This is a genomic window from Bifidobacterium commune, from assembly GCF_900094885.1.
In the GTDB taxonomy this organism is placed as follows: Bacteria; Actinomycetota; Actinomycetes; order Actinomycetales; family Bifidobacteriaceae; genus Bifidobacterium; species Bifidobacterium commune.
Genome location: NZ_FMBL01000003.1, coordinates 87,690 through 113,180 on the forward strand (window position 1 = coordinate 87,690; position 25,491 = coordinate 113,180).

Below are 25,491 nucleotides of genomic sequence, written 5' to 3' on the forward strand. Positions count from 1 at the left end.
TTTGGATTCCACGTCGCTGTCATCGGTATTTTCAGCATTTACTTCTGGATTTGCCACAAGGTTCCTTCCTGCATTTTCCCTCGCACGAGGGGTTCCCTGTGCGGGCGATACACTCTAGAAAGCAAATAATGGGGCCTTCTAGGGCATTAACCATATAGTTGGTATATTACTTGAATAGAGGGACTTTCAAGGCTTTGCCCCCAAAAAATAAAAATCAACTTTTTACTTGATTCAACGTCGCTTACCAGCCAAGTTGAACCTGTCTAAAATTGGTTTCAAAACCATATTCTTGTAATTATATTCATCTCAACAATCTCGTGTGAAGCCGTCATTGCTTCTCTTTACTTGCATTACATGCGATGTGAGCAGCTACCTCCTCATATATCGGTTGGGATATCGACGGTTCCCTTTTTTGAAGTTATGGGATTGTGGCCCTGTAACACGAATTTCACGAATATCAAGTCCTTTGAGACGTTCATGAATCGTTGCAGTCAGCTCGGGAATGAGGTAGGTCAAGGTGGTGGCCCAATTATTGGATTCAGTTCTGATCGTCAATATTCCATCACGAAAATCGGCAACGACAGAATGGTTGGCGATATCGGGTCCGACCACCTGGTCCCAGTGATTGCGCAGTTGTGCAAGCTTAAGATGCGGAGTCCATTGACCATTGGCGGCGATAACTGACATCACGCCACCCAGCTTGCCTGGATCACGTCCGGGCTTACCAAAATTGTTCCATGCACTTTCCTCACGGGCCTTCCAATCCTTGTACGCTCCTGCTCGAGAGGCCAGGCGATTGAATACTTCCGCAGGCAGTCGGCGTTGGTCGAGATGTAGTTGATCTGCAATCGGCGGGATCATAGTTGCTCCCCTCTTGTAATATTGCCACCTGCAGAAATGTCGGAAGAGCCGTAAGCTCCACTCATTTCATGTCCATGCTCGGCCATCAATTGTGCTACGAGATTTGCGTTCTCATCCTCCGTATCAGCCTTAAGCGCTGCCACATCAATGATGTTGGCTTCATGCGCCTGACTTGGTTCCAAAGGAATGTCACCAGCGGCAGCCACAGTAATCAGCACCTGATCCTGTCTCATGGCGAAGTCGAGAATCTGGCGACGCCTTTTTTCATCAAGCTGGGCAAAAACATCATCGAGAATAACAATCGGCTTAGTCTGGTGTACTTGTGCAATTTGTCCAAACAACGCCATTTTCAGCGCCAACGCCATCGTCCACATCTCACCGTTAGATGCAAATTCGCGGGCAGGCATGCCATCAAGCGTCAAGGCAATGTCGTCTCGATGAGGTCCTATAAGATTACGTCCCCGAGCAATTTCACCAGAATAGAGCCGCTGATAGTGCTTGCTAATTTCCGCCTCCGGATGATCAAAATCTAGAACTTCCTGGAATGACGGTACATACTGCAATCCTGCATGCTGCGGCTTGCCTGCCAATTCATCATAAATACTCGAAAACGGTTCGGCCAGAAGGTCTACCAACCTTGCACGCATTCGAGTCAAAGAAACTCCTACCGAAATGAATTGGCCAGTCCAGACCTCCAAGCCGCTCAACGCAGCATTCCGCTCATCCAAGGGCTCGGTACGCTGCCCGAGTTGTTTGAGCAGTATAGATCGCTGTTTGGCAATTTTATTAGCATTCGCCAAGTCTGCCGCATAACTCGGATTGAGCTGCGAACCCGCCTGATCAAGGAAACTGCGTCTACCAGCAGGATCACCTACAACCAAACGCTGATCCTCGGGAGTAAACGAGACACTTGGAACTTTGCCCACGATATCGCGCATATACAGGGAATTGCCGCCGTTGATTCGCCCACGATTTGCTCCATGCGTGGTTACAGTCACTTCGTAGGTAGTTCCATGACCAAGATCTTCTGCCTGATCCCCGTCCTCGCCTACCAAAGAAACATGTTCTGTTTCTTGCTTTTCAAGCCCTTCGACATCACATTTTAGAACAGCATCGTCCTGTTCGATCGCATCAACAACAAGGGTTTCCTTGTCACCGTCAAGCGAATAATCTTCGCGAATATTGGCACGAACGGTAGCTTTTGATTCACCGCGTTCAATAAGTGGCAACGAGCTGGAAACACGATGGCTGGAACCCGTGGAAAGCACTTCAATGGCTTCCACAATATTGGTTTTCCCTAAACCATTGGCACCTTTGAGGATGGTGACACCGGGCGCGAAATCTACGACAAGATGCGGCCATGAACGGAAATGATCAAGCGCCAGTCGCGAGACATACACACGAATCTCCTTGCTCACACAGTACGTAGTATCGAATGTAAAAATGACTTACGGTGTAACCCATAAAAGGTGAACACCGTAAGACAATTTCGTTCTCGTAACATTCAGTTGTTAAAACGCATTGGTACCAGAAGGTAACGGTAATCCATCGACTCGTCGGAATCAGCTTCCTGCTGACCATTGAATTCAACAGGCTTGACAGCGGTCGTCATCTTGATGCGCACAAATGGTTCAGTAATCGCACTCAGTCCCTCAATCAGATATGCCGGGTTAAATGCGACGGTGATGTTCTCACCATCCATATCGATGTCAAGAACTTCCTTGGCTTGAGATTCGTCAGCAGTTCCAGCCGAAAGAGTCAGTGTCTGTCCCTCGAAAACCATACGAATCGGCGCATTGCGCTCCGCAACAAGAGATACGCGCTTGATGGCACCAAGCAGAGCTTCATTGGAAATAACCGCCTGGATGGGATATTCATCCGCAAACAGCCTGTCAACAGCTGGGAATTCGCCGTCGATCAGCTGCGAGGTTGAGATACGTCCCGCATTCTCAAAACCAAGCAAAGAAGGGTTTTCTGTATCGAAATCGATGGTCACATTCTGATGTTCATCAACAGTACGGGCTACATCGCGAAGCAGCGAACCACGGACGAGCGTTTCAGCTTCGAGATTGCTGTCTTGCGGAGTCCACTTGAAACTGGAACGAGAAAGACGGAAACGATCCGTGGAAGTCATTACCACCTTATCTCCGTTGAATTGCACACGTACACCGGTAAGCACTGGTCGGTTCTCTTCACGGGATACTGCAACCGAAGCCTGCGATACAGCTTGTACAAATGTCGGAGCATCAACCTGGCCAAGCATTTTTGGTGATTCAGGCAAATCCGGATATTCCGATTCGGGCATGAGCTGCAGGTTAAACGTCGATTTGCCCGAAGTGATGGTCAGCATGGTGTCAGTGGTTGAAAGGTACGCTTTTTCCAATGGCAATGATTTAGTGATGTCCGCCAGCAATTTTCCTTGAACCAGAACACTTCCGGCCTCATCCACTCCGGCTTCGATATGGTGGCGTGCCGAAATTTCATAGTTAAACGTTGAAAGTTGCAGTGAGCCATCAGCGGCTTCGAGTTTAATGCCGGCGAGAATAGGGTTGGCCGGTCGTGAGGAAATGACTCGTGTGGCCCACGCAACTGCGTCAGCCAAGGAGGTGGAGTTGGTTTCGACTTTCATTAGGGCTCCTGTTTTGATTGATAACTGATTGCTATTCTAGTTGCTTTTTGTTAAGCGCAAGATTTTAGATTCAACTTGCTCACTGCGCTGATTGTGATGAAACGTAAGTTGTTTAAGTAATCAAAATAATAAGCACGGTGCACATGTGGATAACCGTCCTGAGCCGTTATAAACAGCCTTGTCCACCAACAATAAACATGTGGATAAACTAGCGGAGAAATGTGGATAAAGCGACGATTTGTCCACTGCGTTTTGTTCGTCATATTTTTATCCACATTATTTGAAGATCTTTCCACGACTACTCCACAAGCAATCTTGTGGATATCCACTACTTATACGCAGAGTTTACCCCCATTTGTGCATAACGCTGTGGATAACTTTTATTTAAATTTTTTCCACATCCGGTGTGTCGCGAAGTGGATAATATAGAAAACCCGTTAATTTGTCTATAGAAATGTCTTCTTCATTTACATGGTCACTACGTCCTTCATCTGGAGTAGGTACTGCCCGCTAAGCGCCTTTGCCGGAGCCAAGCGATTCAGTTATCGCGCTGAGGACACTGTGCCTGTATGTAATGAACTTTACAGCCGGAATGCTTTCATTCTTCCGGATGCTGCTTGAGGCGTACCGTCAACTCCATAACGTAGTTGTAGATTTCCTGTTTTTCCTGCATCTCATTAGAGATACGGGTATAAGCATGCATCACTGTCGTATGGTCGCGTCCGCCGAAAACCTCTCCGATGTCGACAAGACTCATACTGGTCATTTCCCGGGCAAGATACATCGCGATTTGTCGCGCCAAAGCAACGTTCTTGGTACGTGCTCGCCCCACGAGATCGTCGAACGTCAAATGGAAATATTTCGCCACCTGACCGATGATGTCGGTCGGTCTGATTTCCACGTCAGTCGTGAAGAAGTCCTGCAACGTCTGCTCCGCAAGAGCGCGCGAAACCGGCTGGTTGCTCAACGACGCCACAGCGGTCACACGCGTAAGTGCGCCTTCCAGCTCGCGGATATTCTCAGTGAAGCGTTCGGCAATCAAATCGAGCACATCGTTGGGAATATTGGAATGGTTCATCGTTGCCATCATGCGGAGAATGGCGATACGAGTCTCAAGATCCGGCGGCTTTACGTCCACAGTAAGACCGGATTCGAAGCGCGAAATCAGTCGAGCCTCGAAACCTTTGAGATTCTTCGGTGCGACGTCAGATGCGATGACGATGCGTTTGCCGGCCTGATAAAGTGCGTTGAACGTGTGGAAGAACTGCTCAAGCGTTGCCTCTTTGCCGCCCAGGAACTGGATGTCATCAATCAACAGCACGTCAACCTCTCGGTAACGACGGTTGAACGCGGCAATCTGCCCCTGGCTCTGGTTCGGCGTCTGCAAAGCCTCGATGAATTCGTTGGTGAATTCCTCGCTGGTGACATAGCGCACCTTTAGTGAGCTGTCCTTAACCAGCGCGTAATTGCCGATGGCGTTGAGCAAGTGGGTTTTGCCAAGACCCGAGCCGCCATAAATACATAAAGGATTGAAATCCTTGCCGCTGCCTTCTGCCACGGCAAGTGCGACGGTACGTGCGAAACGGTTGGAATCACCGGGAACGAACGTGTCAAATGTTGCATTCGTGTTCAGGTGGGTCTCAGGATCTCGTGCGGTTTTCTGGTCGTTAACGTCGAAGCCCGGGGCATTGCCGGAAGACGGTGCAGGCACGCTTGGTTGTTGCTGAGGTAGTGTCACGGATGTTTGCGGTTCCGGTGTCTGTCGAGTCTGTCGTTCGGACATTGCTGTCTTCTCGCTTTGCGAGGCAGTTTTTGCCGTCCCTGGTTGTGAAGAGAGATTTTCGTGCCGTTTGTTGCCGCGCCAGCTGCTGTAACCGCCGAAACCCGAGGCATCGGAATCGTCCGCTTCTGCCGTTGTTTCAAAGCTTAATTGGGACGCCTCCATCGAGCCATTTCTGGGCCGGTAATCGTAGTGATAGGCGTTGCTGCCGGGATATTGCCTGGGTCGCTCATCAAGTCGTGCGTGAGGTTCGACGTCGTGTTTGTCAGAGAAACGTTGTTCTGAAGCGAAATCACCGGAAGCTGCTGATGGGAAGTCGGGTGATTGTGAAGTTTCTGAAGAGGACTGTACATCCGGTTGGGCAACGTTGTCGTTTTCGACGTCACTATCTTCGGAGTCCGAATCCTCGGTCGTCCCGTTTTCGTCAGCGCGAATGCTGTCATCATCGGTCGCAACGATTTTGAAAGCCGGGAACATATCGTGACCTGTTGCGAGCTTGAGAGCATTCAGCAGCGACTGATTCAGTTCGCCCTGCAATGCCTGTTGAGTTTCTAAATTGGCCACACACAAGACGATGGTCGGGCCGAAAACACCCTCTGGCCTGACTCCCTCAAGCCAGCCCTTGCTACGTGAAGTAATCGAGGGATCCCGTTGTAGTACCACAAGAGCATCGTTCCAGATACGCATGGCCTGGGCCATTGGGTCATTCGACTCATCTGCCATAGTGGCCCTTTCCTTGGTATCGGTACGTTTCCGACATCGTTGCCTTAACCATCGTGCCGTCTTCATCTCAGGCACAGCATTCCAGACTTTGTGATGCGGTGTTCTATTATATGTACTCCCATGACTCGAAGTTATCCACAGTCTTGCGTGTTGGAAACATTGAATTGTGAATAACACGCGTGTAATTTGTGGATAAGTCGTGTGCATGAGCCGCATAAAGTAAGCCTTGTACCGCTAGGGAAAACACAATATGAAATGTGAAGATAACCTTGAGATTATCCACAATATGTTCGCTGAACTTTCACTTGGTTTGACTTGGGACTAGGGGTGAGAGTAATTTGGTAGAGCTTGACTCATGAGGAGCCGTGCATTGGCATGGCTAAAACAACCGGGAGCATATTATGAAGAGGACATTTCAGCCGAACAACCGCCGCCGTCATATGAAGCACGGCTTCCGCGCACGTATGCGCACCCGTGCCGGTCGTGCGGTCATCAATCGCCGCCGTGCCAAGGGCCGCAAGAACCTGACTGTCTGATTAATCGGCAGCAAAGGTATGGATCGGCTGCAAAGCCATCGTGATTTTGTGCAGGTACTGAAACGCCGCAGAAAAGTCACTGAAAAGGATATCGTCGTGCATTTCTTAGTGTGCGACGATTCTTGTTGCAATCGCGCCAACGATTCTCGCAGTGCTTTAACTGCCAAGACATCGGGCAGTACTATGGATGCCGCACAGGCGTCTACATGTGCGAATGAACCGCGACGTGGTGAGGTGAAGCGTCGTCTCGGACTTGCCGTGTCCAAGAACGTGGGCAATGCAGTGAGACGAAATCATGTGAAGCGCCGCTTTCGTGTATTGGCTAAGTCCTACGAGGACCTGCTACCAAAACATTGTGATATCGTGATGCGGGCCAAACCAAGCGCGGCACAGGCAGATTTTTCTTCCCTCGATCGGCAGGTGGGGGAGCTCTTCGCAGCGATTGACCGTAAGGCGGTACAAAGCAGTGAAGTGCGGTCAAATCGTAGGGACGAACCTTCTTCAAACAATCGCCGGAGCGGTCGATCATGACCATCACGAATGTGTCGCAAATATGCTCGAAACAGCGGAATTTCAACAATTCTAGACACTTGGAAACCTGCGACGATGCTAATGGTACGGTTGAACCAAAGTCATCGACAGGTATCGGCAAGGTGAATGCGTTCGCGGTCCCTGACAAATCTGCATGTGCGGTTGTTTCCACCTCGCCTGCAGCCCGTGCTATTCTCGCTGCGATACGCTGGTATCAGCGTCATATCTCGGCTGGCAACCCGCCTTGCTGCAAGTATTATCCGTCTTGCTCAAACTACGCGGTTCAAGCGGTTACGCGGTACGGGGCCGTCCGTGGTGGGTTGTTGGCGGCGCTTCGGCTTCTGCGCTGCCGACCTTGGAGCAATGGTGGTATTGATGATGTACCTCAGCATTACTCGGTTTTTTACAGATTTTCTTGGTCTCGTGCTCACGAAGAGCCGAGATTGACTCCATTGGCCTCGGACATGAAGGAGACGGCCTGACGATGTTCAACAATCCTGATTACAGCAAATTCCTCCTTGACCAAGGGCTTTTCGGTTGGGTCTATAAAATCCTGACCCCCATCGAATGGCTTATGAGTGAGATCATGTACTGGTTCCATAGGCTTATGACCATGATTGGACTGCCGTCCAAGGGTACTTCATGGATCTTCTCCATCATCTTCCTCGTGTTGATTGTTCATGCTCTAGTTCTGCCAATATATGCAAAGCAGATGAGGGGCATGGCTAAGATGCAGGCTATCCAGCCCAAGCTAATGCGCATCCAGAAAAAATATAAGGGCAAAACCGATCAGGCCAGTAAAGAAGCCATGAGTCGCGAGACTATGAAACTGTATGAGGACAACAAGGTCAACCCGATGGGTTCCTGTCTCCCGATGTTGATTCAAGGACCTGTGTTCATGTGCATGTTTTATATGCTTTCTGCGATTCCTTATATAGCACACGGTTCGAGAACCGCACTTGGCGCCTTCGACAAGGCGACGGCCGCCGAATTCGCAGATACGCAACTGTTCGGACTCAAGATTTCCAACACTTTCGGAATGGCTGATCTTTCCGGCAAGATTATTATCGGTATCTTCACCTTCATGATGTGCGCAGCGATGTGGTACATGCAGTTCAACAACATGCGTAAGAATCTTCCCGCAGCCTCCATGGAGGGATCGCAGTACAAGATGCAGCAGGTGATGACCTGGCTCTTCCCGCTGATGTACATTTTCTCGGCAATCTCGATGCCATTCGCCGTGTTGATTTACTGGTTGACAAGCAACATCTGCAACATGCTGCGTTCACTCTGGCAGGTTCGTGTTTTCCCAACCCCTGGTTCCCCGGCTGATGCCGCTAAGAAGGAACGCGATCATGTCAATGAGAACAAGCGGCGTGAGAAAGCCGGTGAGATTTCCATTGAAGAAGAGAATCTCAGAAAGGCTGAAGAAGAGGCGAAGCGGCGTGAGGAGAAAGGGTATCAGCGCGCACAGCCTAAGCGTAAGCGTAAAAAGAAGAACTAAGAGTTTTCGACCCCGGCGCAATTGCAATACAAAAGTGTCGGGGTCGGGGTGAGTTAGACTTAAGGGCAGTAATTGAACTAAGGAGCGTCTATGTCAATCGACGAGGAAAAGACCGTTGAGCAGCTCAACGTTGAGGCTGATATCGCTGCTGATTATCTTGAAGGTTTGCTGGATATAGCGGACTATGAAGGTGATATTGAAATGGGCGTGCGTAATGGCCGTCCGACGGTTCAGATTGTCGCTGATGACAATGAGGACATCAAGAATCTGATAGGGCACAATGGTGATGTCGTTGATGCATTGCAATTGCTCACGCGTTTAGCTGTTCAACAGAAGACCGGTGAGCGGTCCCGTCTGATTCTTGATGTAGATGGTTACTTAAGAAAGCGTCGAGAACGTTTGCGCGATAGCACATTGGATGTTATCGATGAGGTGCGTGAGACCGGAGAACAAGTCGATCTTAAGCCGATGAATTCCTTCGAGCGCAAGGTCGTGCACGATCTTGTTCGAGAGAAGGGCCTCAGGTCTCGGTCCCATGGTGAAGAGCCTCATCGTTATGTTTCTGTCTTTTTAAAGGCGCATGCCGCTGATTCGGCGCTGGATGACGAAGATATCACAGAGTCCAATCTTAGCGATCCAATTGTCGAGGACACAACGCGTCGTCGTGCACCACGAGCAGGCAGAGACATTGACCTTGATGAGGTTGTGGATATCGATGTCGCCGATGGGGATCGGGACTGATTTTAGCTATTCTTGATTGAACTTACGATAGGGAAAAGAAGCCATGGCGGATATACATGCCGTGGCTTCTTTGATGTTGATAGTTTACTCATCATGAAATGTGATGTGTAACAGAGATTATTTCTTTACTGGCGGGTTCTGATTCATCGCGTTGTTGTGAATGGTTATGTATTTTGCTAGATTCGCAGATAAACACATACTTGAATAGGGGAAGAATGTATGGAATTCCAGATGCACACAGACGATGAATTGGAACATTCGTCGCTATTGGAAGATTTGTTTGGAGAAACTCTCCTGCAATTGCGTGTTTTTCAGAAAAAACTCGCTACTGAAGGTGAGCAGAGAGGTCTTATAGGACCGCGTGACGTCGATATTATTTGGGAGCGGCACATCCTTAACTCTGCAGCAGTTGTACCCTTTATTGAAGCTTCAGTGGATGAGAATGAGAGATTTAAAACCGTAGCTGACGTAGGCAGTGGCGGGGGATTCCCGGGCATTGTTGTTGCCGCATGTCTGCCTAATTTTAAAATCACCCTTATTGAACCAATGGAACGTCGCGTTGAATGGCTCAATGAGTGTGTGAGTGAACTTGGGTTGGATAACGTTACTGTTCTGCGAGAGCGTGCAGAGAACTGCGTTAGCGACATCAAGCATAAGAAAGGTCTCCATCCTTTCTCTGTCGTTACATGTCGCGCGGTAGCACCCCTAACTAAGCTCTCCGGATGGACACTGCCGCTCCTTAAACATGGCGGGCAGCTTATTGCACTCAAGGGACGTTCTGCGCCCGAAGAGTTGCGCAAGGCTGGCAAAGAAATACTAAAGTATGGTGGTTGCAACCCTGAGGTATTCGACGCACCTATTGCAGAAGGTTTTGAACCAACACACGTTGCTATTATCAACAAAAAATAAGCAACGTTGATTTGTCGAAAGGGAATGTTTCACGTGAAACGTTCCCTTTTTTACGAGGTCAACCATTGTTCAGTACTGATTACTACAAACGTAATTTTGCAGAAAGTAAAAGGATGTCTATTGGCGATGGGCTGATGTTTCACGTGAAACATTTGTTTAAAAAACCGATATATCGATTTCCGCCATGGTCGCACTGTTGTTACAAGGAAACCCCTTGTTTTATCTAGGCACTTTTCATATCGATTTTTTCATGGTCGCACTGTTGTTACAGGGTTAAAGGTATGTCTACTCGTCCAATTATGTTTCACGTGAAACAAATTCCGGCAAAATGAAGATAGGCCGTGTTTACTTAACTGACTGATTTGTTGAATGCAGTCTGCTCGCTATCGATGCAATGCCGTCACTTGAGTTATGTACCTTTTGTCTATCTGACTGGTAGTTCAACAAATTTTCTTATTCCGATCAATCGAAACTAATCTAAACATCGACATGGATAGGTAAAAAAGAATGTTTCACGTGAAACATCTTATGTGATGAGCGGATGGTGTAGAAACATTCAGAGACATTTTTGCTGGTGTCGATGGATGGGGATTTCGAAGAGGTAATAAAATACGAAGCCACTTATCCACATTTTTAGAAGTGCCAAAAAGTTATCCACACTTTAGAGGTGCAAGGAGTGGGCTCGGCGGATGGTTGGATTTTCAACATTCACACGAACAAATTTTCGAATCGGTGTAGTTGTCCACAAAAGCTATGCACACTTATCCACCAATATGTGGATAAGTGTGTTCGTCGTTCAATCTGTCCATACGAATGACGAAACTAGAATAACTGGTCCAAAAAGATGCTGTGTTGTTTTAGAGTCTGTGATTCACGGCAGATAGTCGTAGGGGGTAATGGATATGGAATCTGCCTCAGAAACCATCGGGCGCATTTTTGGTGGGAAAAACAGCTCTGTTGGTGCTGAGATGGCCGAGCTTTCGTCGAGGTATGAAAAGCTAAATCACACTCGTTTCCCGAAACCTTCCAAGACGCGATACATTGCTGTCGCGAATCAAAAAGGCGGAGTGGGTAAAACAACGTCAGCTATAAATATCGCGGCTGCATTGGCCCTTGCTCATTCAAAGGTTCTGGTTATTGATACCGATCCTCAAGGAAATGCTTCAACGGCATTGGGTGTGAAACATAACCCTGGTGACTTGTCTACATACGATGTTCTGGAAGGTAGAAAGACCATTGCTGAGGTCAAACAGCAAAGCCCGGCGTTTAAAAATCTTGAAGTCGTCCCCGCTTCCATTGATTTGAGTGGTGCTGAGCTAGAAGTCGCCAGTATGGAAAACCGAAACAATTTGCTTAAAGATGCGCTTTCTGAGTTCATGAAATCGTCCAAGACACATTACGATTATGTCATCATTGATTGCCCACCTAGTCTAGGGCTTTTGGTTATCAACGCCATGTGTGCGGTGAATGAAGTTCTTATCCCTATTCAGGCTGAGTACTACGCTCTGGAAGGTCTCGGTCAGCTAATCAATACCATCGGTTTGATTCAAAAGCACTATAATCCGGGGCTTTTGGTTTCCACCATGTTGGTGACGATGTTCGACCGTCGCACACTGTTGAGCAAAGAGATTTATGACAAAGTGCATGAGCACTATCCTCATATAGTGCTCGAGACAACCATCCCACGTTCTGTGAAAATATCCGAGGCGCCAAGCTTTGCACAAAGCGTCATTGAATATGATCCCCACGGTATGGGAGCTGTGTCATATCGAGAGGCTGCATTGGAGATAGCGCGAAGGTCACCTTCGGTCCTGAAGATGATAAAAAACAAAGAGCAGAGGAGTAACTGAAATGGCAGCAAAGTCTCGTTTGGGAAAAGGCCTTGGTGCGTTGTTCCCTGCATTGCCAGGAGAATCTGTTGCTGAGGAAACTGATAAAAAAGGTGTTGCCGTAGAGAAACAGGCGGAAACGAAGGCCGGAAAAAAAGCAACGACAAAGGTTTCCGGATCGAATGTTTCACGTGAAACATCGACAAAGAATCAAGGAAAAACCACCAAATCAGCTACTGCGAAGACAAAGAAAACAGATAGTAAGAGTAATGTTTCACGTGAAACATCGAAGCAAAAGACTCAGGTTATAAGCGGTAAAGCGACCTCTAAGACAAAAACTGACGGTGGTTCAGCAAAAAAAAGCACTTCAAAACGAACAAACATTCCACGTGAAACATTGTCGACGAGAACAAGCAAACGGAGGATGATGCCATCCTTGAAAGAAGGAGTAGCACATCCAAGTGATTTGTTCTTCGGCGATGCAGTCGATGAACAAACGAAAACAACTGCTGCAAAAAATGGTAAAACACTTGATGTAGCGAGTGATAAGACGCAAGAGAACAATGATGGCCGTTCGGCGGCTACTACGAAAAAAGCTTCAAATGAGACCGATGAATCGAAGGAGCTGAGGCCGGTTCAGGGTGGATATCTGGTTGAGTTGAAGCTTGATCAGATAGGTCCCAACGTCAACCAACCTCGCACAATCTTTGATGAAGATGAGCTTAAAGAACTCGCGGAATCACTGAAAGAAGTTGGTATACTACAACCTATCGTTGTACGCAAGCGTCCCGAGAACCAGAAAGCAAGTCAGAACACGGTTCCTGTTGTGGACGGGGCAAGTAAACGTATTCAGCAAAGCATGGACAGCGAATATGAGCTAATTATGGGAGAACGGCGTTGGCGTGCCTCTCATTTAGCTGGTCTGAAGACTATTCCTGCGATCGTGAAGACCACCACAGATGATGAAATGCTTCGTGATGCCTTGCTTGAAAACCTGCATCGTGTGGCGCTGAATCCGTTGGAAGAGTCGGCTGCTTACCAGCAGATGATGGAAGATTTCGGCTTGACGCAAGAGCAGCTTTCCAAGTCGGTTTCGAAATCTCGTTCGCAAATCGCCAACATGTTAAGGCTGCTGAATTTGCCTGCATCGGTTCAGAAAAAAGTCGCAGCTGGTGTACTTTCTGCCGGCCATGCAAGAGCGTTGCTCGGTCTCTCCGATGAGGAAGAGATGGAGAAGTTAGCGAACCGTATTATCGCTGAAGGGCTATCGGTACGTAGCACAGAAGAAATTGTTGCGATGAAGTCCGGATCTAACGGTGAGGATAAGAAGCCAAAAAGCAAGAAGAACAATCCTTGGGCGTTGTCTCCGATTCAGAAAAACCTTGAAGATCGATTTGATACGAAGGTTTCGATCAAAGGTAACCAGAAGCACGGTCGAATTGAAATCGTCTTCTCCTCGCCAGAGGACATGGATCGCATCCTTGGCCTCTTGATGCCCGGCCAACAAAGTCCAAGTCAAGTCGAGCAGAGTGAAAACGGTTGGGTTTGAACAGTTGCGACTGGGCGGTGACTGTAAAGCGTGACGGTGAGGCGGTGGCTGTAAGACAGTGACCGTAAGACAGTGACCGTAAGACAGTTGCATCTAAGTAATCAGTCCGAGACAACAGATCGAAATGGTTGTGACTGAAACCCTAAGAACGAAATGTTCATGCTGGGCAACCGCACTGAACAACTCGGTCAAACAAACGATTCCGAAAGATGAGTTGAAATGGTCTGATTTGAAGATCTTGTCTGATAGGTGTTTGTTTGTGTAAAAATAGGTGCGCACTAATTAATAACGCCTCCTGAATCGTCATCCAGGAGGCGTTATTAATTAGTTGTCCGCGAATAGCGACTGAGTTACTGCAGGCTGTCCAGGTAATCCTGAGCGTCGAGTGCGGCACGGCAACCCATGCCTGCTGCGGAAACGGCCTGACGATAGACGCTGTCTACCACATCTCCTGCGGCGAAGACACCGGGGAGTGAGGTTTGTGTCGACGCACCGTCCACCTTGATGTAGCCCATCTCATCAAGCTCCAGAGCACCGTTAAGAAATTCGGTGGTAGGTGTGTTGCCGATGGCCACAAAGACACCCGCTGCGGGCACTTCCGTGGTCTCTCCGGTCTTGACGTTGCGTACGGTCACAGATTGTGCGCTGCCGTTTTCGCCGTTGATTGCGTCAACGACTGAATCTAGCATAAACGACATCTTGTCGTTTGCTTTCGCGCGATCGACCATAATCTTGGCAGCGCGGAACTCGTCGCGTCGATGAATCAGTGTGACGGAAGAACCGAAGCGCGTCAGGAACTCGGCGTCGGTAAAGGCGCTGTCTCCGCCACCGATTACCACAATCGGCTTGCCTCGGAAGAAGAATCCATCGCAAGTGGCGCAGTAGGAGACACCGTTGCCGGAATATTCCTTTTCACCGGGTACGTCAAGTTTGCGCACATCGGAACCGGTGGTCACGACGACGGCTCGAGCCTGATAGACATCACCTTGATCGCAAGTAACGGTTTTCAGTGCGGTCTTGTCGGAACCGTCACCAAAGTCAACGGAAACAACATCATCAAAAACTATCTCTGCGCCGAATTTCTCAGCCTGCTTCTGCATGGCTTCCATGAGATCGGGCCCCATCACTCCTTCGGGGAAGCCCGGGTAGTTCTCGACCTCGGTCGTGTTGACGAGTTGGCCTCCAGGGGTGAGCGCACCTGCAATCACAAGGGGCTTGTAACCCGCACGGCCTAAATAAATAGCCGCGGTATAACCGGCCGGTCCTGATCCGACGATGATGACGTCGCGCAGGTTCTTTTGTTGTTGGTTCTCTTGAGTCATGAAATAACTTTAACATTGGGCACGGCTTAGCGCAGTAACCTATTGATTTAAGGGCAGAAAATCGTGTTATAAGCCGCAATGAACACGTCACTTCATGCAAACGCACCGGAGAAACTCCAACCACAGCAGTCGTACTAATCAAAGAGCGTGCCCATCACAAAGGACAGGGCACGCCCCAAAATAATTTCGACAGTCGACTGCCTAGCAAGCAGATTAGCCGGCCATTGGTGAATAATTAGACATTTCGTGCAATATTGGTATGTTTGCGGCAGCCCAGGGGCAGCACCATTGCACAACTGCCACAGCAGCGGCGAACAGCAGGATCAGCAACAGCAGCACACGCACAGGTGTGGTACCGGGTTGCAACCGCATGAGCCCCCCATAAATACTTGCAGAAGGCCGCTTGACCTCTCCGCGCCGAATACTGCGGCACAGCGGCCAGCGCCAGAAAATCGCCGCGAGAATAAACAGCACAGCATAAATCAATAATGCCGCAATTACCACGGGAATCAGCGAAGGCAGCTTCGAAGCCCAAGACTGCTGCCCATTGTTGATAAACTTTATCTGCCCATTCTGCCCCTGGCGGGTGAGCTCAGCAGGTACACCATCGGAAACCTTGGCCCAATACTTGAGCTTGCCGTAACTAATCCAACGATATGGGGCAGGGGCGCTGTACTTCGGATCACAGGTGGTCAGTGTGATCATGCGCTCGGTAGGTTTGGCATTCGGATTATCCGGATTAGGTGCCACCACATCCACTCGATCTGGTGTTACACGTACATAGCGCGCATAGGAGTAAACGTACCAGTAGTCCTTTGTGCGCACCACAATCACGTCACCTGCTTGGAGCTTGTCAACATCACTCAAAGGTTGCCCATAGCCCGCGCGATGCCCCGCAACCGCAAAATTGCCGACTTCCCCGGGCATCTGGGTATGGGTGTAATGCCCCAAACCATGCTGGTTAAGCGCAGAGGTATCCGTTCCCTCAACAACGGTCCGTTCCCACTGATCGCCAAAGCGTGGAATATAAACCTGAGCGATTAAATCGTCGGGATTCGCTTTGCTTGGCTGCACAGGAGCTTCGCCATTCTGCGGATTTGCGATATTGACATTCTTCTGCGAGTCCGCGGACTTGGTCGGGTCACTCCAAGAGACCGATTCGCGTTGCTTGACTTGCTCGTGTTCGGATTGCGTACCGGTCCACCAGACCTGCCAAACGATATACAACGCACAGAACGCAGCCAAGGTGAACAGCACCTCAGCAACGATGCCCAAGACTGTCCACATTCGCCGTGAACCGGAGGCTCCCTTCCTTCTGCTGGAGCGGTTGCCGTAGTCGGTGTTCTCTTTATCGACCGACGTCCCAATCAACCCATCAAAATTATTTTGTGTTCCCCGATTGCTTTGCTGTTTGCCTGCTTCCACACCTCGACGTCCGGCCGCTGTCGGAGACGAAAAAGCTTGTGTCTGTTCCCAAGGGGCGCTCGCGGGCTCATCGGGAACAGGATCACCAAAATCATTGAACGCGTCGTCCAAGCCGGTTAGCTCGATGTCGCGATTGTCGTTGCGACCATCTCGCTTGTTGCCATGCTGTCCGTTTTCGCCAAGGTGTCCTATATTCCCATTTCGTTCGCCAAGCTCGTCCGATTCGTCCCGCTCGCTGCGTTTTGACGCACCGTCCATGCCGTTCGCACCGTCCATATCGTTCATCCCGTCCATTTCTTCCCTAATCATCCCTCACTCCAATTTCCACTAGTGCTATCGCCGTCATCTGCTTCCCTGTTTCCGTTCTTCGACACCGTCGCATAGCGCAAAGTCTGCAACACAGGAGCCTCAGGGAACCGCATATTGGCTTTATCTTCAATCTTCCAACCCAGTCCGAACGCAGTGACATATTGCTGATAAGTCTGAATCGCTTTCGATTCGTTAAGTGCATCGCGCATGGCGTCGCCCGGTCCTATCGCCGAAATGGTGTACGGAGGCGAATATTGCTTGCCTTGCAACATCAGAATATTGCCTTTGCAAATAATCGCGGAATTGTATAGTATCCGCTGATCTTGAATCATCATCGCTTCTGCTCCGCCTTTCCAAAGGGCGTTCACAACCGATTCAATGTCCTGCTGGTGGATGACGTAATCGTTGATATTTGCAGTAGTGCCGGTTCCTGAGTCCGATACCATGTGCTGCCAAAGTGGTGAATCGTCAAGCGTCACTGAAATTCCCGGCCCTGTTACGGCAGGAAGCATGGTGCCTGCCCCGGCATCTTGGCTGGAATTTGGGGGTTCAGAGCTATTCTTACCAGCATACTTGTTGAGCGTGTTGATTTCTGAGCCGAGCGATTTGACCTGTTTCTGCAGTTTATCGACTTGTCCGACGCGCTGCTGCACCAATTGTGCCGTGTCGGACGAAACAACACTGGTTTTGTTAACGCGTAGGTTGGTCATCAAAAGAAACCCGGAAAGTGCGACTACAAGGAATACGGAAATCCCGCCGATGCACGACCGTTTCACCTTGTGTCGACCCGAGGTTTCCTTCATGATTTCAACAGTCCTTATAAGTTACCCATTCTCTTGTTTCGAGTGTACACTAATATGTCATTTAGCCTATTGAATGGAGACTACGCTTATGGCTGACGAAGAGCTGAACAAAGGCACTGATGCCGCCTCGACGGAGGATGAGGCGCAAAAGGCTCAGGATGTAATCGACACTGAGGCAGTTAAGTCTGTCGAAAGTGAGGAAGTAGTGCTGGAGAATCAGGATGACCAAAGCACCTCTGACGATTCCGCTCAAGGAGGGGCCGATCAAGAGAAGTCCGACGAAGAGGACCTTGACCTGCCTTTGGAGAAGATCGAGGAGCTGCTGAGTGCCACGAATGTCGACAAGAACGCGGTGTCTCCGCAGTTGCGTCGTGTTGCACAGCGTCAGGCCGAGAACAGCAAACGCGTTGAGGAGACCATCAAGGACACCAAGGCAAACCCAGTCTGGTTCGTGCCGTTGTTCTGCTTCCTCATGATTCTTGGACTCGCGTGGGCAGTTGTGTATTATCTCACGACCAAGTACCCTATTCCCGGAATCGGAGCATGGAACCTGCTTATTGCTTTCTGCATTGTGATGGTTGGTTTCATCATGACGATGTGGTGGCGTTGATCCGTTCCTTTCAGATGCTTATAACGTTGGCTCCCAAGGCTTAGGCTGTAGGGAGCCAACTGTCTAAGGGGACGTACATCAATGTCCTGCAGCTCCTCTCTGAGACGTCGAATAGGGGATTTCAGGCTCAATGGTGAGCAATGATAGGACCTTCGGTTGTCGTATCAGTTATGTATTAATAGATGATACCATAATTGAATAGTTTTTAAGAGAATGTATGTGTGCTTGCACGCAACGTAATGTGGCTTTATGCGTGAGCGCACAAGCATGTTGAGAGCGGAAGAACGGGAAATATGAGAAAAATAAGCGATGGTGGGTCGCCCGCCCATAGAAGTAGATCAAAGCGCGGCAGCGAGTTGGTTTCTGCTGTGCTGGCGCTGATTGTTGGCATGGCGATGGCGCTTCCTGCCAGTGTCGCCGTCGCTGATCCGGCCACGGAAAACGGAACTTCCGGCCAGACGCAATCTCAGCCGTCTGCACCGGGGGTTACCCCACGCGGCGGTAGGTTTGTTCGTCCCGGGTCTTCCTGCATTCTTGGTACCAGTAGTATTCGGGACTGTTTTGGGGATATGTTCATCGGGTGGGCTGTGGCTAAAGAACTTGGCGTTAACGTTTTCAGCATACTCACGCAAGACATGGCCGATAATGTGCACACGCTGAATGTTATCTCAGCTACCACTTCAGAGTTGCCGGTGCTCAATGATTTTAGTGGTATGGAGGTGTTTCATCATTTAAAAAAGCTCAACTTGAACAGTCATAGCATCAGTGATGTATCTGGTTTGGCAAGCCAGACAAGTTTGGAAGAGCTTGATCTGGGGGGAAACAAAATTTCTGACATATCCCCGCTGGCAGGTCTTACACAGTTGAAAAAACTGAATTTGTCGGAATGCCCGATTAAAGATGATAGCATTTCCGGCAATGGGAGCATGGCGGTGATAGCGGGATTCAAGCAGTTGGAAGAACTTAATCTGGGGCGAATAACCATGCAGCCACGTCTTCAGGATGTCACGCCTCTGTTGGGACTAAATAAGTTGAAGAAGCTCAATCTTCACTTCAATAAAATAGGCACGGACGGTTTCAACAGGCTTGCAGCCACAAGCTTTGCTCCTAATCTGACATCCCTCGACGTGACATTCAATGAAGTGGACAACATGAGCGCGATTGTCAAATTCGGCCAGCTGCAAGAGTTTATGGCAAATAGCAATAGAATCTCGGATCCATCCCCTCTTACAAGTTTGAGGAATATCACCAACGTCGACCTGAGCGCAAACAAAATTCCAGATATCTCCTCGTTGACATCGGCACCGTTCCCGAATTTGACGCGTATGAATCTGATTAATCAGAGTCTGATGGAACCCAGCACCAATGTGTCCACCAACGTGACGGTTCATTCGGCAATAATCACCAGAACCCCTGCGATGACGTATGCGGGGCAAGATACCACATACCGTCCGCTCCCCGAGTCCGGATTTTCGTTCGATGCCCCGACGGGTTCCATGACGTGGGCGTCGGTGACTGCACCCGCAGAACTTAAGTTCAGGTTCACCTCAAAGGTGAGCGTTGGCCCACTCCGCGGCGTTGTTTACAGTGGTATATCAAAGCGAGGTGTCACCTTGGGCCGCCAAGTGACCTATGAGGCAGGTCCCGGTGCCTCGTGGGCGTCGCCTTACCCTTCAGAATGGGTGGATGACGGGGCCCGTGTGACTACGGTGCCATCGGCACCCACTGGCTTGACACCTCCTGCGCCGGGAATGGAGACAAATGGCTGGGAATATGCCACCTCGTCCAATGGCCCTAAGGTGGGGAGCTTCGAATTTGGCGCTACAGGCACACCGGTCACTTCTAATATCTGGGTTCGTCCGCATTGGTCGTATCGTGTCCATTTTGAGGCTGGACCCGACGGAAGTACGTGGAATCAGGTTCCCAACGACGTTTTGGTCGATCCCGGTCAGAAGGTCGGTGCATTGTCATCTCCGTCACAGCCCCAAAGGACGCACTACAACCAGGTTGGCTGGGAGTATTCTCGGAGCTCCAATGGTCCTGCGGAGGGTGGATTCGTGTTTGATGGTGATCCTGCGACTCCGGGCACCACGGTAAACAATGAAATATGGGTACGTCCTCTCTGGGAGCCTATGTCGTATGCGGTCAACTATGACTGGAACGGTGGTTCTTGGAACGGTCAGAAATTGCCGACCTCTGCCAAGTATGCAGATTTTTTGTCTGCTCCCGCAGTCTCGGGGCTGTCGGTGCCAGCACACCAGCATTTCGATCACTGGGAAGTTGCAGCTTCGGCGTCAGGCCCATGGACCACGTTCACCGCTGTTCCAACGCCGGGTCTTACTATGCCGGGTCATGATATTTGGATTCGTCCGAGCTGGGTAACTGACCAAGACTCCGGTAAAGATTCTCCAGATGGTCCCGGTGGTGGTTCGAACGGTCCCGACGGTCCTAAGGAAAACGGGAAGGACGAGCCGAAAAACGATGGTCCGAATGGGCTTGTAACACCGACTGCTCCGTCTTCGAAGTCAGATACGAGAGCTAAGCCTGAGAAGGGTTCAAAGCAAGCTGATCCTGTCAGGAAGGTGCTTTCGGAGACTGGCGCCGCCATCATTGTGCCTGCAGTCATGGCAGTGGCTCTACTGGCGTTGGCCATCGTGATTCAGCTTAACCGCCAGTTTGATTCCGAGCCGGTTCGGCATCATAAGCAGGATTAATGCTGACGGTCTGAGACGGTAATGAATCGTTGTGCAATCGTGGGGTGGGGCGATAATCGTCCCACCCCATTCATTGTTTCTATCGATATACCGCAGCACATATCGATGTCAGCTGAGCGGCCGGACTGTGGAATATGTCACACGCACTTGTAGTGAGAAGTGCGGCGGTAAGCAACGTAGGATGTGCGCAACAACTTATCCACAACATCCACAGATGAAAAGCGTTGGAAAATAAGACATTTCAAAAATGCTGTGGATAAATCAAGAAGTTTTCCTCAGAGTTTCCACTGGCTATGCCCAGGTTATCCACAACGTTTTCCACAAATGTGGAAAACTACATGTGTGTAATTAACCGAACCTAAAGATAAGCAAGTAAATATGCAAGTATGCTGATTGGCTGATCGCAACAATGCAGCCGCTGCTTCTAGACCAAATAAGGGAGTTGTAATTTATATAGCAAAGTCTTATTCAATTTGTATAATTTCTGTTAACGACAGAAACCATTGGTAAATAGGCGACCAACGTGCTAGCATGATGTATCATAACATGATGTATAATAATTGGAGTGTGCTGGAAACTTGATGATTTCAGGTCATTAGATTTCAGCGGGGTTTTGCCTCACGGGGAGAGAGAATGAATATAAGTAAAGGGTTACGCGGTGTTGCTGCAGCAGCTCTAGGTGCGGCCACGATATTGGCTTGTGGCATCATCGGCATAGGTTCAGCAAGCGCATCTCCTGTTGACGTCAGTTCTAACGATGGCGAAATCACAATCCACTCAGCTGGGGCGGGACATGTTTATAAGGCCCTAAAAATCGGTGACTATACGTTTGCAAACGTGGAAGAAGTATCCGGAACACCAAAAATTGCAAGCATTCAGACTTCAACGGTAGGTTCTCCCGCAACATTGAAGCAGGCAATTGCAAATGCGGCAAAAAGTGCAGGTGCTACTGTCCCGACGAGCGGTCAGTGTGCATCAGATCCGGTGTGTTGGATTTCCAGTCATTGGCTAGGTTACGATCTGGATGATCCTTCATCGGCTTCCAAAGATGAGGGCTATAAAGGTCATCTGCGTGACTTTGTGACTAAACTGCAAGAGGAGCCAGGGTTTAAAGACGCCGCCGATGCTTCCGGTATTTCCAAGACTGCTGTCGAGGCAAATGGTGACACCAGTGCGACTTTTACCAACCTTCCGGAGGGTCTGTACGTTATCCAAGACGTGTCTGAAGCCTCGGTTGATGGTAGTTCCAATTCCATTCCGGTTTTGGTGGGTACATCAGTCGGCCCCAATAAGTGCAAGACGTTCATGAAAGCTACGACCCCCAATGCTGGTGAGGTTGAAGCCAAGAAAGATGCTCCCTCTGTTGACAAGAAATGGGTCTCGACCACGGATGAAGAGGGCACAGAAGTTGATCGTACCCAAAGTGGACCGTTGTACGGCGATGTGATGCATTTCAATCTCACCGCTAAAGTGCCAGTGACTACAGGTTTCAATAAGTACTTCTTCCGAGTTACCGATACTGCTTCGTCGGGCATCGAATATGTTTCCGGCAGTGCAAAGGTTAGGGTTGGTAATTCTGAAAAGAATCTGGTTGATGTCCCCGCGTCACCCACTGCGCAGGCCGATGAAGTGTATTTGGAGGAAACGACGAGCAACCCAGATGGTATGCGTCGTTTGAACTTTACGTTCCCGTACATAATGCAATATCAACTGCATGACAAGATCGAGATTGAATATGACGCTAAGGTCACACAAACGGGTAGGCAAAACAACACCGCTGGCGTAGATTGGTCCACAGATGTACGTAATCAGCCGAATGGCAACTGCGTTGCAGATCCGTCAGCGTCTGATTGTGGGGTGGTGAAGCACGTTGATACCTCGACCTTCTCGTTTGCGACCTACAACATGGTTTTGAAGAATTATGATGGAGAACTTCAAAACGTGTTGCTCGGCGGGGCCAAGTTCCAGTTGCTCAAGGATGGTAAGCCGTTGGAGTTCAAAAAGCTGGGTGATGGATCGTATGTATATCATCCTGGTAAAGCCAAGTCGAGCCTGACCAAAGAAATGACTGTTTCGGAACGTAAGACCGGGGTGCAAGGAGCACGTGCTATCTCCTTCTTCCAGCCGCGAGTACGGCTGGCCGCAGATTCTAACGAAAGCATGGGAAATCTGAAGATCGATGGTCTTCCTCTCGGCATCTACACCGTCAGCCAAATCGCCCCTCCAACCTCGAAGCCTAATGCTGAACTGTTGAAGTTTGACGTCAAGTTCACCGAAGACGTGAGCAATCACGGCGTCTATGTCAGCTTGCTGAAGGATTACACCCAAGGATTGGTGCAGCAGCCGGTCCAGAATAAGGATCACTTGGGAGCAACCTTCTCTCTGAACGTTTCAAAGGAACCTAGCGGTTTACTAGGGGCACTTGGTTCGATAAGCAATGGAATTCTTGGACCCGGCACATTAGCTCGTACTGGTGTCTCACTCTTCATTCTGCTTATACTGTTGTGCTGCCTGATGGCAATCGCTACAACGATAATGAGGCGCCGGCATCAGATCAGTAGATAAGGTACTGATAGTTGCAACATGTGCGTGTTTAAGACTATCGGTTTGTAGTTTGCTCAAATAGGGTGTATATTACAACCGAAGAAGACTTCGAGTTTGCAGACCATGCCAATTCAACAAAAGACCCTGCAAGAAATTCAGTGTTTGATGTAAAGATAGGCGAGGTAACAATGATGAATTTCATTGTGTGAACTTGAAAAAATAATGTATTTCAAGAAATACACAAAAAGGAGAAATAATGCAGTTAAGAAAAGGATTACGTGGTGTAGCAGCCGTAGGGCTGTCTGCCGCTACGCTCCTGTCACTGTGCATTTCAGGCGTTGCAAACGCTGATAATGTCCCATTGAATGGTGTCACCGGTAAGATTACAGTCGAGGGTGCCTCGCGTGGCCACAACCTGGAAGCTGTACTGTTGGCAGACTATCAGTCTGTTCAAGCTACAGATAATAACCCATTTTCGGATTTGACGAACGTTGCATTTACTACCGATGCAAATGTTAAGCAGTATGTAACCGATGCTGCTAATCAGGCAGGTAATAAGGCAGGTAAAGGTACAGTTGTAGGCGATCCTATGAACTGGGTTGCTACAAATTTGGCTAGTAGTCCAGCCAAACCGTGGAGTGGTGACTTACGTAATTTTGTCACTGAATTGGCTAAAAGTCGTTCGCAACTTTTGGCCTATAAAGTCCCTGGTCCCAAAACAAACACGAGTAATAATCCTCGAGCTGATGTAGTATTTGACGGTTTGAAACCAGGCATTTATGTAATCTTTGATACCTCTAACAAAGGTACGGATCTTAAAGGTAATGGTGCGAGTGCTGCAATCCCAATGCTTGTGTCAACTACAGTTGGTGACCACAGTACTTTGAATAGAGCGCCCATCGGCAAAGTAGTCATGAAGAATGGAGACCTCCAGCTGACGAAGAAGATGGTAAAGGTTAATGGTGAATCAGTCAAACCTGACCAGCACTTCAAGATCGGCGATGAGATTACCTATACTTTGGAGACGACGGGTCCTAACCTTGTAGGTTATGAAAAACCGTACTACTTCCATATTCAGGATCACCCAACTGATGGCCTTACGTATGTGACTGGTAGCCAAACTGTAAACGTGCAAGACGTTGGCGACGTTGTTCTTGATACATCAGAATTCAGAGTCATACCGGGTACTACCCCAAACGGTAACAAGTACCTTGACTGGAACTTAAGCAATAAAGTTTCTCAAACTTGGTACGAGAAAAAAATTACTATCACGTACAAGATGAAGATTAATGATAGTGGTAAGCAGAACAACAGCGCGTCTATGTTCACTCCCGCTGACCCGTCTAAGAAGCCGAAAGATCCTAGTGATATCGTCGATCCGAACCACCCGGGTGATGATGTGATCGAAACTCCGAGTGAGCCGTCCAAGCCGAACCCTGTTGACCCCAACGATCCGGATTCGCCTGTAATTCCTACCAATCCTGATATCAACGCGTTCGGCGTTGATCTGAAGCACATTGTGGAAACTACCGGAGCGGCTGTTCCCAACGCAAGGTACGAAGTTTCATACAACGGTAACAAGATCCCATTTAAACTTACTAATGATGAATACCAAAACATGGAAAATTCTAATGCTACTGGTACTTCAACAGAAATCAAGGTAGGTACAGATGGTATGTTGAAGATCAGGGGTCTTTCCGCTGGTAAGTATGAGTTCAAAATGATTGAAGCTGGAACCAGCCCGTTCCCGCTCAAGCACGACTTTAGCATTACTATCGCATATAAGAGTAACACTGAGGCTAAATTCGACAACACGGCTGATGTGTGGAATTTGGTAAAAGCACATACGATCAAGGCGAATCCCGCTAATACTGTCGGTGAGTTGACTGTACCTGATGCGGCAACGGCTTCTCAGCTGCCCATCACCGGTGGTGCCGGCATCATCCTCGTTGTTGCACTCGCAGTGCTCGCTGGTGGCGTTGTCGTTGTGACTTCGGTCATGCGTCGTCGTGCACTGATGACAGCCAAGAAGTGAGTCATCCTAATTAGATGACACCGCTTCTAGTGGTTTAGTTTGTGAAGGATGGCCAGTTCGATTTAATTCGAATTGGCCATCCTTTTCATATAAGGCAAAGGACAGTATATTAATATTCAAGTGAATTGATATTCGTA

Annotated in this window: 17 protein-coding genes and 2 pseudogenes; 12 read left to right on the forward strand and 7 right to left on the reverse strand. The window is 49.0% G+C overall.

All coding sequences use genetic code 11. From position 1 onward, the window contains the following. Positions 1–369: 369 nt before the first annotated feature. From GA0061077_RS05760 to dnaA, 4 genes and pseudogenes are all read right to left on the reverse strand, one after another. On the reverse strand, positions 370–861 hold the full coding sequence (locus GA0061077_RS05760) for a DUF721 domain-containing protein (RefSeq protein WP_091848003.1): 492 nt from the start codon (positions 859–861) through the stop codon (positions 370–372). A gap of 95 nt (positions 862–956) precedes the next feature. After that, a pseudogene (gene recF, locus GA0061077_RS05765) lies at positions 957–2,261 on the reverse strand (DNA replication/repair protein RecF); the annotation flags it as partial. Positions 2,262–2,365: 104 nt separating this feature from the next. Continuing rightward, a complete protein-coding gene (gene dnaN, locus GA0061077_RS05770) occupies positions 2,366–3,490 on the reverse strand; it encodes a DNA polymerase III subunit beta (protein WP_091848005.1) in 1,125 nt (374 codons plus the stop codon). A gap of 598 nt (positions 3,491–4,088) precedes the next feature. Further along, positions 4,089–5,906 (reverse strand): annotated as a pseudogene (gene dnaA, locus GA0061077_RS05775) (chromosomal replication initiator protein DnaA); the annotation flags it as partial. A gap of 488 nt (positions 5,907–6,394) precedes the next feature. Between dnaA and rpmH the strand changes: the two are divergent. The 8 genes from rpmH to GA0061077_RS05815 all read left to right on the forward strand — a co-directional run bounded on the left by rpmH (position 6,395) and on the right by GA0061077_RS05815 (position 13,592). Then, positions 6,395–6,529, forward strand: coding sequence for a 50S ribosomal protein L34 (rpmH, locus tag GA0061077_RS05780; RefSeq protein ID WP_091848006.1), 135 nt, complete (start codon positions 6,395–6,397; stop codon positions 6,527–6,529). A gap of 18 nt (positions 6,530–6,547) precedes the next feature. Then, entirely contained in the window at positions 6,548–7,060 is a 513-nt protein-coding gene (gene rnpA, locus GA0061077_RS05785) for a ribonuclease P protein component (RefSeq protein WP_091848007.1), read from the forward strand. Positions 7,061–7,251: 191 nt separating this feature from the next. Beyond that, on the forward strand, positions 7,252–7,542 hold the full coding sequence (gene yidD, locus GA0061077_RS05790; protein WP_234696556.1) for a membrane protein insertion efficiency factor YidD: 291 nt from the start codon (positions 7,252–7,254) through the stop codon (positions 7,540–7,542). 2 nt (positions 7,543–7,544) lie between these two features. Next, entirely contained in the window at positions 7,545–8,564 is a 1,020-nt protein-coding gene (yidC, locus tag GA0061077_RS05795) for a membrane protein insertase YidC (protein ID WP_183193260.1), read from the forward strand. A 90-nt stretch (positions 8,565–8,654) separates the two neighbouring features. Further along, positions 8,655–9,305 carry a Jag family protein gene (locus GA0061077_RS05800; protein ID WP_091848008.1) on the forward strand — a complete coding sequence of 217 codons (651 nt, stop codon included), beginning with the start codon at positions 8,655–8,657 and terminating at the stop codon, positions 9,303–9,305. A 219-nt stretch (positions 9,306–9,524) separates the two neighbouring features. Further along, the gene (gene rsmG / locus GA0061077_RS05805) at positions 9,525–10,214 is read left to right on the forward strand and encodes a 16S rRNA (guanine(527)-N(7))-methyltransferase RsmG (RefSeq protein WP_091848009.1); all 690 of its coding nucleotides are present in this window, start codon (positions 9,525–9,527) and stop codon (positions 10,212–10,214) included. Positions 10,215–11,116: 902 nt separating this feature from the next. Further along, positions 11,117–12,064, forward strand: coding sequence for a ParA family protein (locus tag GA0061077_RS05810; protein WP_091848159.1), 948 nt, complete (start codon positions 11,117–11,119; stop codon positions 12,062–12,064). Between the two features lie 286 nt (positions 12,065–12,350). Beyond that, the gene (locus GA0061077_RS05815) at positions 12,351–13,592 is read left to right on the forward strand and encodes a ParB/RepB/Spo0J family partition protein (protein WP_407640892.1); all 1,242 of its coding nucleotides are present in this window, start codon (positions 12,351–12,353) and stop codon (positions 13,590–13,592) included. A 350-nt stretch (positions 13,593–13,942) separates the two neighbouring features. Here the strand turns inward: GA0061077_RS05815 and trxB are convergent, their stop codons facing one another. From trxB to GA0061077_RS05830, 3 genes are all read right to left on the reverse strand, one after another. Further along, positions 13,943–14,914, reverse strand: coding sequence for a thioredoxin-disulfide reductase (gene trxB / locus GA0061077_RS05820; protein ID WP_091848011.1), 972 nt, complete (start codon positions 14,912–14,914; stop codon positions 13,943–13,945). A 213-nt stretch (positions 14,915–15,127) separates the two neighbouring features. Then, positions 15,128–16,201 (reverse strand): class E sortase, encoded by a 1,074-nt coding sequence (locus tag GA0061077_RS05825; protein ID WP_091848160.1) that lies wholly within the window; start codon positions 16,199–16,201, stop codon positions 15,128–15,130. A 443-nt stretch (positions 16,202–16,644) separates the two neighbouring features. Continuing rightward, positions 16,645–17,451, reverse strand: coding sequence for a DUF881 domain-containing protein (locus GA0061077_RS05830; protein ID WP_091848012.1), 807 nt, complete (start codon positions 17,449–17,451; stop codon positions 16,645–16,647). A gap of 88 nt (positions 17,452–17,539) precedes the next feature. Between GA0061077_RS05830 and crgA the strand changes: the two genes are divergently transcribed. The 4 genes from crgA to GA0061077_RS05850 all read left to right on the forward strand — a co-directional run bounded on the left by crgA (position 17,540) and on the right by GA0061077_RS05850 (position 25,354). After that, a complete protein-coding gene (gene crgA, locus GA0061077_RS05835) occupies positions 17,540–18,061 on the forward strand; it encodes a cell division protein CrgA (protein ID WP_091848013.1) in 522 nt (173 codons plus the stop codon). A gap of 293 nt (positions 18,062–18,354) precedes the next feature. Further along, complete coding sequence (locus GA0061077_RS05840) at positions 18,355–20,775, forward strand: leucine-rich repeat domain-containing protein (protein WP_091848014.1); 2,421 nt, start codon at positions 18,355–18,357, stop codon at positions 20,773–20,775. A 633-nt stretch (positions 20,776–21,408) separates the two neighbouring features. Continuing rightward, complete coding sequence (locus tag GA0061077_RS05845) at positions 21,409–23,340, forward strand: isopeptide-forming domain-containing fimbrial protein (RefSeq protein ID WP_091848015.1); 1,932 nt, start codon at positions 21,409–21,411, stop codon at positions 23,338–23,340. Between the two features lie 235 nt (positions 23,341–23,575). Next, positions 23,576–25,354 carry an isopeptide-forming domain-containing fimbrial protein gene (locus tag GA0061077_RS05850; protein WP_091848016.1) on the forward strand — a complete coding sequence of 593 codons (1,779 nt, stop codon included), beginning with the start codon at positions 23,576–23,578 and terminating at the stop codon, positions 25,352–25,354. Positions 25,355–25,491: the final 137 nt, after the last annotated feature.